Source organism: Algoriphagus sp. PAP.12, assembly GCF_026652115.1.
In the GTDB taxonomy this organism is placed as follows: Bacteria; Bacteroidota; Bacteroidia; order Cytophagales; family Cyclobacteriaceae; genus Algoriphagus.
The window spans coordinates 178314-192401 of the sequence record NZ_JAPPSQ010000006.1 but is presented as its reverse complement, the minus strand read 5'-3'; the positions used below and the strand labels follow the sequence as shown (position 1 = coordinate 192401).

Annotated in this window: 10 protein-coding genes; 1 reads left to right on the top strand and 9 read right to left on the bottom strand. The window is 38.6% G+C overall.

The features are described 5' to 3' along the window. Positions 1 to 88: 88 nt before the first annotated feature. The 5 genes from O0V13_RS09675 to O0V13_RS09655 form a co-directional block, all read right to left on the bottom strand. A complete protein-coding gene (locus O0V13_RS09675; protein ID WP_268034777.1) occupies positions 89 to 1231 on the bottom strand; it encodes an efflux RND transporter periplasmic adaptor subunit in 1143 nt (380 codons plus the stop codon). Continuing rightward, on the bottom strand, positions 1231 to 5553 hold the full coding sequence (locus O0V13_RS09670; RefSeq protein ID WP_268034776.1) for a CusA/CzcA family heavy metal efflux RND transporter: 4323 nt from the start codon (positions 5551 to 5553) through the stop codon (positions 1231 to 1233). The genes O0V13_RS09675 and O0V13_RS09670 overlap by 1 nt, the downstream gene beginning before the upstream one ends. Before the next feature lie 70 nt (positions 5554 to 5623). After that, the gene (locus O0V13_RS09665) at positions 5624 to 7012 is read right to left on the bottom strand and encodes a sensor histidine kinase (RefSeq protein ID WP_268034775.1); all 1389 of its coding nucleotides are present in this window, start codon (positions 7010 to 7012) and stop codon (positions 5624 to 5626) included. Next, the gene (locus tag O0V13_RS09660; protein ID WP_268034774.1) at positions 7009 to 7677 is read right to left on the bottom strand and encodes a response regulator transcription factor; all 669 of its coding nucleotides are present in this window, start codon (positions 7675 to 7677) and stop codon (positions 7009 to 7011) included. Before O0V13_RS09660 ends, O0V13_RS09665 begins: the two co-directional genes overlap by 4 nt. Positions 7678 to 7769: 92 nt before the next feature. After that, the gene (locus tag O0V13_RS09655; RefSeq protein ID WP_268034773.1) at positions 7770 to 9017 is read right to left on the bottom strand and encodes a PepSY-associated TM helix domain-containing protein; all 1248 of its coding nucleotides are present in this window, start codon (positions 9015 to 9017) and stop codon (positions 7770 to 7772) included. Between the two features lie 198 nt (positions 9018 to 9215). On the opposite strand from O0V13_RS09655, the gene O0V13_RS09650 reads away from it, so the two are divergent. Further along, on the top strand, positions 9216 to 9977 hold the full coding sequence (locus O0V13_RS09650) for a DUF6503 family protein (RefSeq protein WP_268034772.1): 762 nt from the start codon (positions 9216 to 9218) through the stop codon (positions 9975 to 9977). On the opposite strand, the gene O0V13_RS09645 is transcribed toward O0V13_RS09650, so the two are convergent. From O0V13_RS09645 to O0V13_RS09630, 4 genes are read right to left on the bottom strand one after another with little or no spacing between them, the layout of a single operon-like run. Further along, a complete protein-coding gene (locus O0V13_RS09645) occupies positions 9978 to 10835 on the bottom strand; it encodes a transglutaminase family protein (RefSeq protein ID WP_268034771.1) in 858 nt (285 codons plus the stop codon). 2 nt (positions 10836 to 10837) lie between these two features. After that, positions 10838 to 11587 carry a peptidase gene (locus tag O0V13_RS09640; RefSeq protein WP_268034770.1) on the bottom strand — a complete coding sequence of 250 codons (750 nt, stop codon included), beginning with the start codon at positions 11585 to 11587 and terminating at the stop codon, positions 10838 to 10840. After that, entirely contained in the window at positions 11587 to 12564 is a 978-nt protein-coding gene (locus tag O0V13_RS09635; RefSeq protein WP_268034769.1) for an alpha-E domain-containing protein, read from the bottom strand. The genes O0V13_RS09640 and O0V13_RS09635 overlap by 1 nt, the downstream gene beginning before the upstream one ends. 11 nt (positions 12565 to 12575) lie before the next feature. Further along, positions 12576 to 14003 carry a circularly permuted type 2 ATP-grasp protein gene (locus tag O0V13_RS09630; RefSeq protein ID WP_268034768.1) on the bottom strand — a complete coding sequence of 476 codons (1428 nt, stop codon included), beginning with the start codon at positions 14001 to 14003 and terminating at the stop codon, positions 12576 to 12578. Positions 14004 to 14088 lie beyond the last annotated feature (85 nt).

The following is a 14088-nucleotide window of genomic DNA, read 5'->3' as shown; positions in this document are numbered from 1 at the left end:
TTTATTTAGAATGCTAAATAATCATTTTTTTAAAGATTGACCATGAAAATCGAGATACAAAAAACCCGGACAAAATCCGGGTTTCAAATTATATCAAGTTGAAAATACCCTTGGTCAAAATCTTTGCATTAGGACTCAAATCAGATTTAGGAATCACTTGAACAAAACTCCCTTGGTTTTCTCCCAAGTCAACTTCTACTTTCCTTAATTGGAAATTATTTCCCTCCTGAGACTCTTGTACTAAAATAAAATAGCGACCATCCTCTTCACCAACTGCGGTTTCTGGAAGTGCCAAACCTTCTTTTGGATCCAATTGAACTCTCGCTTCCAAATACATTCCTGGAACCAAACTTCTTTCCTCTTCATCATTAATCATATCCGCATGGACATTCAATTGTCTTTCTTTATTGATCGCCTGACCGATCACATGAATTTCAGCATCCATCACAGTCCCAGGCTGATCCGGTAAAAAGACTTTCACGTGCTGTCCAATTCTCAACTTTGTGGCATCTTTTTCAAAAACTATCAACTCAACATGGAGGTGGTCCTTATTCAAAAGAGTCATTGCTTTTCCTGATGCTGCTAAATAAGAGCCCGGAACAGCAAAAACTTCTTCAACATAGCCATTGATTGGAGAAACGACCGGAATCTTGGAGCGAATAGTAGTTGCAGTCAATGACTCAGCATCAATCTGAATCATTTTCAATTGCTGCTTCAATGCCTCAGCTTTCGCCAAAGTAGCCTGAAACTCAGAATTCGCTTTGAGATAGTTTTTTTCAGCAGAGATCTGCTCTGCAAAAAGAGTCTTTTGACGATCATTTTCAGCCTTTAGATAGGCCAATTGGCTTGCAGCTTCCAGATAATCTTGCTGTAGCTTAACGAATTCAGGGCTTTCCAGATAGAACAAAACCTGTCCTCTTCTCACAGATTGTCCTTCAATCAAACTCAAACCGGAAACATAGCCTCCATAGATTGGAGTGATTTCCTGCATACCTTCTACCGGAACTTTCACCATTCCCTGCAACGCCAATTCCTCAGAAAAATCATTGGATTCCAAACTTCCCCATGTCATTTTCATTGTCTCAAATTGCTTTTGAGAAAGAGTTATCAAACCTGAATCAGAAGTACGTTCAGATACCTGGATAGCTTCCTCTTGGTTTGAATTGGAACTACAGCCCGATAAAATCAGGGATAAGGCCAGGCCAGAAATTAATACGTTTTGGAAATTCATTAGAATGTCAAATAAGTTAGCTCAAGAATGGATCGCTGGTAATCCAGCTTACTTTGTAAATATTGTAATCGGATATTTCTCGCATTTTCCAACAATTGCACGAATTGAAGAAAATCGATCTCTCCGTTTTTAAATGATTGGTTGGCTTGGTTTTGAAGTTGATTGGAAAGTGTTTCTCCCTCAGTTTCAAAATAGTCAATCACTCGCTTACTTTGCTCAAGGGATTTCATCAAAGCCTCTCGCTGTGTATCTAGTTTTTGAGAATAGGATGCTGCTTCTAAAGCGATTTGCTCCTCGTAGTATTTCCCTGCTTTGACTTTGGCTTTTTGGGATCCAAAAAACAAAGGGATGCCTACACCGGCCTGAAACCCCGGGTAAACCTCAGCCCCAGGTTCTGGGTTAGTTCCTCGAAATAAATCAATACTGATATCTGGCAGCATGGATCTCTTTTCAGATTTCACCTGATAGGCAGCCTCCTCCATGCCGGCAGCATACCATTGCATTCCGGGATGGTTTTCAAAGTTTTCAGGAATTGTCAAATCTGGAAATTCATCTACTAAAATCAATTCCTCATCCAAATTCAATAACTTTTGAAGTTGGGTTTTCGCGATTTCTAAGTTTTGAGAGGCTTCATTTCTTTTCAAAACAATCTCCTTTTGCTTGGAATCGGCCGTCAGTTTTTCTAATAAATTGCTTTCTCCCAATTCAAATTTTCTATTGGCCGCTCTTGCAAACTCGCCATAAAGGCTATCTAGAAATGCATAGTTCTTCTCGGATTCTTTCCAAAACACGACCTCCACATAACGTTGACTCACTTCTTTTTCAATTCCCATTTGGGCTAGTTCAACCTGTGCCAAAGCTTTCTCAGATCTGGCTTGATACAGGTTTTTTTGAGCACCATAAAGGGTTGGGAAATCAAACCGCTGGTGAATCCCCCACTTTCGATTATAAAATCCATTTTCAGCGATATCATTTTGATCCTCGGCATAGTAAACCGTAGTCTTATCTATTTCCCACCCGGATTTGGAAAACGCATTTGCACTTTCTGATGCCATTCGAGCCGCTTGCAAATCTAAGTTTTGACTTCGGGCAATACTCAAAGCAGAATCTAGATTAACGGGAACTTTTTCCTGAGCCAAAACCTCATTTCCACCTAAGAAAGTTAAGAAAACCAAGATCACAGCCAATTTAGAAGGACCTCCTCCTAATTTCTTTTTGGAATTAAAAATCATGTATAAAACCGGTAAAACAACCAAAGTCAATATCGTCGCTGAAATCAATCCTCCGATCACTACTGTGGCCAATGGCCTCTGAACTTCGGCACCTGCCGAACCCGAAACTGCCATCGGTAAAAAGCCCAAAGCAGCTGCAGAAGCAGTCAATAATACTGGTCTAAGTCTTTCTTTAGCACCCGTTATTACTAAGTCCTTTAGTGAATCAAATCGATCCTCCATGGATTTGAAATGCTCAATTAGTACAATACCATTCAATACAGCAATTCCGAAAAGTGCGATAAAACCAACACCTGCAGAAATACTAAATGGCAAATCTCGCAACCACAAAAGAAGAACCCCTCCAATCGCAGAAAGTGGAATCGCAGAATAAATCATCATGGCGTCTCTTGCTGAGGAAAAAGCAAAGTACAGGAGAATGAAAATCAACACCAATGCAATAGGAACTGCAATCATCAATCTCGCTCTCGCTTGTTGAAGGTTTTCAAATTGTCCACCATAATCCACTCTATATCCTTCAGGAATATCGATTTGAGTTCTTACAATCTCCTGAATATCATCTACCACAGATTGTAAATCTCTATTTCGAACATTCACTCCAATAACTATTCTTCTCTGTGTATTATCTCTTGATATTTTTGCAGGGCCTTTGGTATAGGTCACTTTTGCCAATTCAGAAAGGGGTACAAAACCTCCATTTGGCAGCTCAATGGATGCATTTTCCAAATGGACGATATCTTTTCTGAAGGGCTCTTCAAACCGAACTACCAATTCAAATTGCTTTTCTCCTTCGAAAACTGTCCCTGCTGACATGCCCGCAAAACCCATAGTTACCACCTCGTTCAAATCAGAAATATTCAATCCATATTTGGCTATTTTTACTCGATCATATTCAATCTTCATTTGAGGAAGACCATCTACTTTTTCAAGAATAATATCAGCAGCACCATCCACGCCCTGAATTGCAGCTTCAATTTCCTCTGCTGTTGACAATAGTACGTCTAAATCCTCTCCAAATACTTTGATCGCCAAATCAGCCCGAACCCCTGTGATTAATTCATTAAACCTCATTTCAATTGGCTGAGTAAATTCAAAATCCAATCCCGGAATCGCCTGCAATGCTTCTTTAAATTTATCCGCTAATTCATCTTTGGTTTCGACCGTAGTCCATTCTGATGGTGGATGAAGCGTCACTATCACATCACTTTCTTCCATGGACATTGGATCAGTAGGGATTTCCGCAGCTCCAATTCTGGTAACTACCTGATTCACCTCCGGAAATTCCATCAGGATCTTTTCCATTTCAGTGATTACCTCAACAGTTTTGGTCAGAGTTGTCCCAGTTTTTAGGACCGGCTGGATCACAAAGTCGCCCTCATCTAATGTTGGCACAAATTCAGAGCCCATGGAACTGAAAAGTAATACTGCACCTATCAACATCGCTCCAGCGAAAGACAAGACAATTTTTCCATGATCAATTGCCCATCGAATCGTTGGTTCATAAACCTTGTTAAGCGCTTTGATAATTCTAACGGAGATATTTTTCGGCCCCTGATGTGCTGATTTTAAAAACAAAGCAGAAGCCACTGGAACATAGGTCAATCCCAAAATCATAGCTCCTATCAAGGCAAAGCTGAATACTTCAGCCATAGGCCGGAACATTTTCCCTTCCACTCCAGAAAGTGATAAAATAGGTATAAATACAATGATGATAATGATCTGACCAAAAATTGCAGAGTGCATCATTTTCGAAGATCCTTCAAAAGAAATTTCATCCTTTTTCTTCCTCTTTTCATCCGGGTTCATGACTGCTAGGACTCCTGATGATTGAGTAAACTTATAGGCGATATATTCTACAATAATGACTGCTCCATCAATAATGATCCCGAAATCAATCGCACCCAAACTCATCAAATTGGCATCAACGCCAAAGATGTACATTAATGATAGCGCAAAAAGTAAACTCAACGGAATTACAGAAGCCACAACCAAACCTGATCTTAGATTTCCCAAAAGAAGCACTACAACAAAAACCACGATCAAACATCCTTCTACTAAGTTTTTTGCGATGGTATTGGTTGTTCTCCCTACTAAATCTGAACGATCCAAAAAGCCATTGATATAAACACCTTCAGGAAGAGTTGTTTCCATTTCAGCAATCCGTTCTTTAACCAAATCAATGGTACGTTTGGAATCAGCTCCTTTGAGCATCATGATCTGCCCCAGTACTTTTTCTCCTTCACCATTTGCTGTTATAGCTCCAAATCGGTTGGCACTTCCGTATTGTACTTTTGCTAAATCCCGGATATAAATCGGTGAACCGCCTCTTTGTTCCACTACGATATTTCCAATATCTTCCAAAGACTCTACAAGACCCTCACCTCGGATAAAAAAGCTCTCATTGGTTTTTTCAATATAACTCCCGCCTGCGATAGAATTATTTTGCTCTAAAGCAGCGAATATCTGATGTAAACTGATATTCATTCCTCTCAATCGCTCAGGATTGACTGCTACTTCATATTGCTTTAAATAGCCTCCCCAAGTATTGACCTCAATGACACCTGGTATCCCGGCCAATTGTCTTCTGACTACCCAATCTTGAATCGTTCTAAGATCGGTGATGCTATACTCATCTTCATATCCAGGCTTGACATCTATGACATATTGGTAAATCTCACCCAAACCTGTAGAAATAGGCCCCATGAAAGGTTTTCCAAAACCGGCAGGAATACTTTCTTCAGCAATTTTTAATCGCTCTGCAATCAATTGTCTTGGCAGATAAGTCCCCAAGTCATCGTCGAAAACGATTGTTACTACGGAAAGACCAAACTTAGAAATGGAGCGGATTTCTTTGACCCCTGGCAGGTTGGCCATTTCTAACTCAACAGGGTAGGTCAAATATTTTTCCACGTCCTCTGTTGCTAAATTACGGGAAGTAGTGATCACCTGCACCTGATTATTGGTCACATCAGGAACAGCTCCAATTGGAATATTGCTCAGAGAATAAATCCCAAAGCCAATCCAGAATAAAATAAAAATTCCAACAATGAGTTTATTGGAAATACTCCATCTAATAATTGAATCTAACATCGGTATCAAATTGTACCGTAAAGATCACAACAGGGAATTAGGATACCTTTAGTATTTACTTAAGATTTCCTTAAGATTGAAATTCGGCAGGAAAGCCAATAGAAAAGGTAGACCCTTCGTTTTTTCGGCTGAAAACCTGAATATTAAGACCAAGCTCATCAGAAATCTTTTTGACAATAGCCAATCCCAGGCCTGTTCCTTGTTTGCCCTCTGAGTTATCCTCCTTTTCTCTAAAAAATGGATCAAAAATGCGTTCCAGGTTCTCTTCGGCTACCCCTACTCCTTGGTCTATCACTTCTATTTTCACCCCTGATTCTGGCTTACTTACTTTTAAAATGACCGGACTTTCTGCTTCGGAATATTTCAATGCGTTTCCCAAAAGATTATTCAAAATCAGTCTCAATGCCTTCTCATTAGTTTTAACAAAAATCGGCATTCCCAATTCATATGCCAATTCAATTTCTCTTCCAGTCTGCTGACTTTTTTCAGAAACAAACTCCTCACAGAAAGCCATCAATTCACACTCTTCTACTTCATGAAGTTTTCCCACATCTGCTCTTGCCAATGCCAATAGCTGGTCAGTAATGGCAGTCATCCTATCTATTGATTGAAGGGAAGTTTGAATCTTTTCAACATATTCTTCCTGACTTCTGGGTTTTCGAATCAACACCTCTAGAGTTCCTCTTAACACAGCCAATGGAGTCCTCAATTCATGAGATGCATCTGAAGTAAATTGCTTCTCTCGTTTCAAAGCACTCTCAAGTCGATTGAGCAAACTATTTATAGAAGAAGATAATTGACCAATTTCATCATTCGGTTTGATCAAAGGAATTCTTTCATTCAAATTACTCTGTGTGATCAAATTTGTCTTTTTGATAATGGATCTGATGGGCTCAATGCTTTTATCAGCGTGATATCTCATTACCAAAAAAACCGAAATCAAAATACCTGGATACAATAACAAAAGAACGTTCCTAAGATTATTCAAAAGTGTTCTAATGTCCTCAAATGATTTTGCCACCAACAAATACCCTTCTTTTTCAGCTCCATTCATCAATGGAATCTGCATTTGACGCAATTCCCTAGCTCCTGTTCTATGAGTCCAAGCTTCACCACTACCTGCTTTTTGTGGAAAAAAGTCGAGATGGTTTTCACGCAAATTTGGGGAACGGTCCATACTTTCTCCACTAGCATCCACGATTTCGATAAAAATAGGATTGAGTTGAATCTGACTATGCTCCTGCTCTTGCCACTCATCTTTATGAGAAAATCGAATCTCGCCATCCACGATGAAAATCTGGCTTTTGTGCTTGTCCGTTTCTAATTGGAGTTCTCTATCAATGGATGAAACAACGGTAACCCGAACAACCACATAAATGATCGCAAACACCAACAAAATAATCAGTGCAGTGACTCCTGTGAGTCTCATTGCTATCTGTTGCCTGTACGTATTTTTCATAGGTCTTTGGCCATATATCCTACTCCACGCACTGTCTGAATATAATCTTCCTCCTTATTCAAATCCAATTTCTTTCGCAAGGAATTGATAAATACGTCTATAACTCCTGTATTGTATTCAAAATGAATATCCCAGACGCTTTCAATGATTTTTGTCCGGCTACAAACTTTGTTTTTATGCTGAATTAGATATTCCAAAAGCGAAAATTCCTTTTGAGTCAAAGTCACTTCTTTTTCTCCTTTGAATACCTGAAAACTTGATGGAATCAATTTGATAGGTCCCAATTTCAATTCCTCTGATGGTACGTTCCTTCCTCTCAGCTGAACTTTTATCCTCTCAAGTAATTCCTCAAAGTGAAAAGGCTTTTTAATATAATCATTTGCACCAGCCTGCAGACCAAAAATTGTTTCATCTACTGTATCCTTCGCTGTCAAAAAAATAGTTGGAGTAGTAGTATCTTCTTTTCTGAATTGCCTCAACAACTCGACTCCACTTAAGCCGGGAATCATCCAATCAAGTAAGAGCAAATCATACTCTCCGGATTGGGCCAAATCCAAACCAGATTTTCCATTGTCGGCAATATCTACGGCAAAGCCTTCTTCTTCCAATCCCTGTTTGAGAAAATTGGAGATTCCAGGTTCATCTTCTACTACTAAGATTCGCATGTTGCAAAATTCAGATATACAGAAATGCAAAGGCACATTTCCTTCTTAAATTTTGCTTAAATATTTAGAAAAATAGCTGAAAGACAGAAAGATTATGCCATCTCAGCTACTTTTCGAGCTGGCTGTGCCTTTTTTCTCGAAGATTTTTTCTTCTTTTTATTCAACCAAATCAGTGTCCCAGTAATAGGAAGTGAAGTGGCGATTAAACAACCTAAGAACCATAGAAATTTAGTGAAAGGACCAAAAATTTCACCTGTATGAAGACTTTTCACAGACCTACCTATTTGTTGACGAGTACTCATATCAGAAAAGAGTTTCGTCTCTTTGACAGCCAATGAGCTTTGATCAAGGGAAACCTGATCTGAACCAGCTTTTGCAAAAAAAGCAGTTGAATATTTGCTGATTGAAATATCCTGAGAACCGTTTTGAGGAATGGATATTCTCACATTTCCATCATACGGTAGAGCCTCATTAGCAACAGCTACAGCTTTGTCCAAAGAGAAATCCAAAACTGGAATTTCAGCTTTTTGCTCTTTTTCGCCTTCAGGACCTCCACCTCTTTGACCAGCCGGAGCACCTTGTCTTGGAGGACTGTAAGTATCCCAAGTCTTTTGCCATCCCTCGCGATACCATTCGAAGGACCAGAAAAGTCCCGTTGCAGACATTACAAAAAGGATAAATAGAGAATAAAAAGCCAAGGTATTATGCAAATCATGGTTGACACGTTTCCAGTTTGCATTCCACTTGATTTTCAATCCTTGTTTCCAGCTTTTGGCTTTTTGTGGAACCCAAACTACTATCCCAGTGATCACTCCCAACAAAAACAGGGAAGTCGCGATACCATTGATCAGTCTACCCAATTCACGGTTGCCCATACTTTCCAAAATCGGCTCTTCTATTTTATCAATCAATAGCCAACGGTGCAATGAAAACATATAGCCCATGAATTCCTCTGTACCAGATCTTTCAGAATTATCTGCCACAATATCCCCATTATATGGATCAACATAGTAGGTGGTTCCTCTACCCTTTTCGCCTTCTTTTAATAAACCCACTTGAACAGTTCTGTCATCCCCATCCATTACGAAAAGAGATGTGACATTCCCATTCAAATCAGTCTCAACTTTGGACTTGATCTCATCCAAGGACAATTTAGTCTCACCTTCTTCGATAAAATACCTCTCAGAATCCGCCAATTCTCTGATTTCAGTATTGTAAACGTAGATGGTACCACTCAAACAAACTGCAATAACAATTAAACCGGAGATAAGACCAGCCCATAAATGGACCTTGCGAAATGCAGATCTAGTTTTCTTCCAAAGAGTTGAATTCTGAGACATAGGATAGGCTTATTTAGATTTGGTCAAAATTAATATAGAATTCCGATTATTAAGAATGATTCTAAAAATAATTAAGAATAATTCTTAATAATCATTCTGCTTAGACTGAGAACTACATTCAGCGTTTAATCATTCTTTATAAAATTCATGTAAAAAAATCCCGAAGTGTCTAAATTGCCAGCATCAAATCACCCTATCATGAAACTCAAAAACCTTTTTCTCATCCTTTTACTTGGGTTATCATTTTGTAAAAATCCAGAGAAAAAATTACCAGAAGTAAATTCAGACTTTAAAAAAGTGTTAGATGCGCATGGTGATTGGGTTAAATGGATTAATTCCAAAGGCCTATCTTTCACTTTGTTCCATGAAACCAACATGACTCGGGAGAACCAATTTTTCAATCTTCAATCTAGAAAAGGCCTAGTGGATTCTGAGAATTTTCAGATTGGATTTGATGGCAAAAATGTATGGATTAGTCCAAACAGAGAAGCTTTTTCAGGTAGATCCGTGAGATTTTATCACAACCTATATTTTTACTTTTTCAATATCCCTTATATCCTAACTGACCCGGGAGTGAAGGTTGAAAAAATCGAGAACAGAACTCTCAACGGACAATCTTATGAAACCTTCAGAGCAAGTTTTGATTCTGGCACAGGAGATAGTCCCGATGATCAATATTTTCTCCTAATCAATCCAGATACCAACCGATTAGAATGGCTCATCTACAGAGTTACATTCTTTGATCCAGAGAATAAATCATTCAATGCCCTGAAATATGAAGATTACCGAGACGCCGGCGGTTTGGTTTTTCCTAGAATCTTAACAGGATACATACTCGATGGTGATTCCACAAGCAATATCCGATATCAAGTAAGTTTTGGAGATGTAGTTTTACAGGAAGAGGAATTTGATGAAGAAATGTTTCAAATGCCTCATGAAAATGCCGTGATAGCAGACTAATCAAGGTCGGATCACTTTGACATCAACATGTGTATGTAAGGTAGATTGGGCTGATCCTAAATAAGCTCCCTGCACAGGCATAGTCAAAAATGGATCAGAATGGACAGCCAAGGGGATGTATCGATGGTCTGAAAACAAACCTAAACTCGGATCCAACCCAACCCAACCTGAACCCGGAAGATAAACCTCCACCCAGGCATGCAATTCATGCCCATCTTCCAAGTCCGGATTAAAGGCATATCCTGAAACAAATCTGGAAGCAATCCCCATAGACCTTAGGATTTCGATTAGTAATAAAGCCAAATCTCGGCATGAACCTTCATGCCGCTCGAAAGTCAAATCAGGTGGCCAAATATTTTGCTCATGTCTGATTTTATGCTTGAAATCATCATAAATCTTTTGTGTCAAATTCACCAAAAAATCTACGAGTCCCTCTGATCCTTTCTTTAAAGGAATTATTACTTCTCTAAAGTCCTTTTTTGACAATTGTTGTAAAAAAGGCAATAGAAAGCCTTTAATCTCCTGATAGTTGAAAATCGGATATTCTTCATTCCAAGCGGAATCTTCGAAATTCTTATCTAGGATAAAACCAAATGGGTTGAATGCATCCATTCGGAAAATCCATTCAGTATTGATTTTAAGATTCTCTGTTTGACCCGTAAACCAAGCCTGTTGATACCAATTCCCAGCTAAATCCTGTCTGAAATTCGAATCTACTGGTCCAGGTTCAATCCGTATCTTTTGGTGTTCAATTCTAAAATATGGTCTATGTTGAGGAACCAAAAATAGTTTATGAACCCCCAACCCAACGAGATCAGAATATTGATAATCAGTCAGATGATTAACTTGAATTAGCATTATCAGGCCTCTTCTTTTTCAACGGTCTGATTTTCTTCCCCAATAGCGGAATTCAAGATATCGGCAGGTAATTCTGCTATCGCATTTTTCAGCCTATTGTTCCAAAAAGCAGAGATATGCTCTAATTCCTTTTGCTCAAATCGCTTTTCGGTGATGAAATACTCATCATTTTTGAGAACAACTGTATCGATAGGGAAGTCCACATCATTGGCAGATATCCTCGTGGCGTCAAAAGCCAAAAATGCACATCTTAAAGCATACTCCAGAGAATCTTCATGATGCAAGGACCTTTTCAGAACTGGATTTCCAAACCCAGTATTTCCAATAATCACAAAGGGAGTTCCTTTTCGGATTTCTATCCAATTTCCCTGAGGATACAGCAAGTATAATTTAGGTTCTGTATCATGTTCTAATTGTCCCCCAATGATCGAAAACAAATTAAAATGTAGACCTGCCTCCTCTAGAAATTTCTTATCCTCTCGAGCTACCACCTTTACTTGATTTCCAAACTCATTAACCGCATGAAACAGCTTGGTGAAAGATTCATCTTGCTTTTCGATAACCTCTGAAAAATAGGTAATCGCCTTATCTCTAACTGATCTCAAGCCGCTAGTCATGATAAAAAAGGAATGTTTCTCCCGATTGACGGTAAAAACCTTTTTAGAAGACGTGGTTTCGTTTCCAGAAGTAATTCTTGAATCAGAAAGGCCGACCAAACCGTTTTTGGTCTTGATGCCAATGCAAAATGTCATTATTGATCGTTTGTTTGGGAGATAAAATTATCTCGGAGTCGAAAGTAAGTACTGTCGATCAAATCTGATAAATTATTGAGCTTTATTTGCAGATTATCCAAATATTCATGAAGTCCAAAACCAATAATATCTGAGACTTCTGCAAACTCCAATCTGGACCGAAGCTCTCCAACTGACTTCTCTGCAGGGTTTTTGAACCCTCCATCAAGATTTCCAGAAATATGATGTAGACAATACTCTGCTTCTTTAAGACAATAATAAATGGATCTTGGGAAGTACTTATTCAATACCAAAAACTCTACAACATTAGAAGGATCAATTGTACCATATACTCTTCGATAGGTATTGAATCCTGTCACAGATTTAAGCAAAGCCATCCAATGAAGAAAATCAAGGGGAGTCCCAACATCTTGTCCAGAAGGCAGCAAAATATGATATTTTACGTCTAGTATCCTGGAAGTCTTATCAGCCCTTTCCAAAAACTGTCCCAGCTGTCGAAAATACCAACCCTCTACTCTAGCAACACTATTATCTGCAATCCCATAAATCAATAAAATCTGGTTTTTGATCCGCTCAAAGAAATACCTGGGATCTGCTTTTTTCCAAATCTTTTTGTCTTTGCCTTCCAACATCATATAGTAAAGCTCATTGACTTTTTCCCAGGTCTCTTTACTCAAGTTTTCTCGGATGATTCTGGCATTTTCTCTAGATTTCATGATAGATGAAAGCATGGAGTTTGGATTCTCCGAATCAAATGCCAAAAAGTACAAAATTTGATTTTTTCCGTAATCAGAATATAGTGTTTGAAACAATTCCCAATCTCCGGTCGCGGCAACCAGCGGCTGCCATTGTTCTTTCAAATCTACAGGTAAATCCTGCATCAAATTGAAATTCACATCAATAAATCGGGCATAATTTTCCGCACGCTCTAGATATCTTCCAAGCCAATAAATATGGCTAGCTACTCTACTTAACATAAATTCTGAATTTAATTATACAACACCCAAGTATCCTTACTTCCTCCCCCTTGAGAGCTATTAACAACCAATGAGCCTTTTTTCAACGCCACCCTTGTCAAAGCACCAGGAATCACTTCAATTTCATTCCCATACAAAATATAGGGTCTCAAATCCACATGTCTTCCCATTACTCCTTCTTCTGTTAAAGATGGAACAGTTGAAAGTGAAAGTGTAGGTTGGGCGATATAATTGGTAGGATTGGATTTAATCAAATCTCGAAATTTGGAATGCTCTTCTTTGGTGGCTTTAGGACCTATCAACATGCCGTAACCTCCAGCTGCATTGGTTTCTTTGACAACCAGTTCTTCAATATGATCCAATACATATTGTTTATCCTTCTCCTCTCTGCATAGATAGGTAGGCACATTATTCAAAATCGGGTCCTCGCCTAAGTAGTATTTGATAATTTTTGGCACATAGGCATACACTGCTTTATCATCCGCCACTCCTGTTCCAGGAGCATTTGCCAATGCCACATTTCCTGCTTTATATGCTTCAAAAATTCCCGGTATTCCCAACATTGAGTCAGATCTAAAAGTCAACGGGTCCAAAAATGCATCATCAATTCGCCGATAAAGAACATCTATCTGCTCCAGCCCTCTTGTAGTTTGCATATAGACCTTTTTATCCTCAACGATTAAATCCACACCATTTACTAATTCCACCCCCATTTGCAATGCCAAATAGGAATGTTCGTAATAGGCTGAATTATAAATCCCAGGAGTTAAAACCCCCACTACAGGCTTGGATTTATTGGATAAATGCTGAAGCATTTTTAACAATTTAGCAGGATAATCGGACACTGGACGAATGCCTTTTTGATTAAAAATATTGGGATAGGCTCGTTTGATAATTTCTCTGCTTTCAAGCATATAAGACACCCCGGAAGGACATCTCAAATTATCCTCTAGAATATAATATTCACCATCCTTGTTTTTTATGAGGTCTGTCCCAGTTATATGACACCAAATTCCCTTCGGAGGAGTCAACCCAATGCAGGGTTTCAAATAATCCTTGCTCCCTAAAATCAAATCCTCAGGGACAATCCCATCTTTTAAAATCTTTCGATCATTGTAAATATCCTGAAGGAAAAGATTCAAAGCATAAGTACGTTGCTTTAATCCAGCCTCTAGCTTCAACCATTCGTCATTGGGAATGATCCTTGGAATGATATCTAAATGCAAAATTTTTTCTAAGCCTTGATTGTCATGATACACGTTAAAAGTCATCCCCATTGCTCGTTGTGTCTGATTTGCTGAAAACTGCAAATGGTTCATTTTCCTTATTGGAATCTTTTTTAGGCTTTGAAAAAACTCCTCATAATGTGGGCGGATTTCTCCAATGTTCGTAAACATTTCATCATAATGCTCAGAGGCATTATATCCTTCTATTTTCATACAAATCAAAAATTTAGAGTCGCTTTATAATTTAACCTAATTTGCCAGTAATTCAAAAAATAAAAGGTTTTTTTGAATAAAAGAT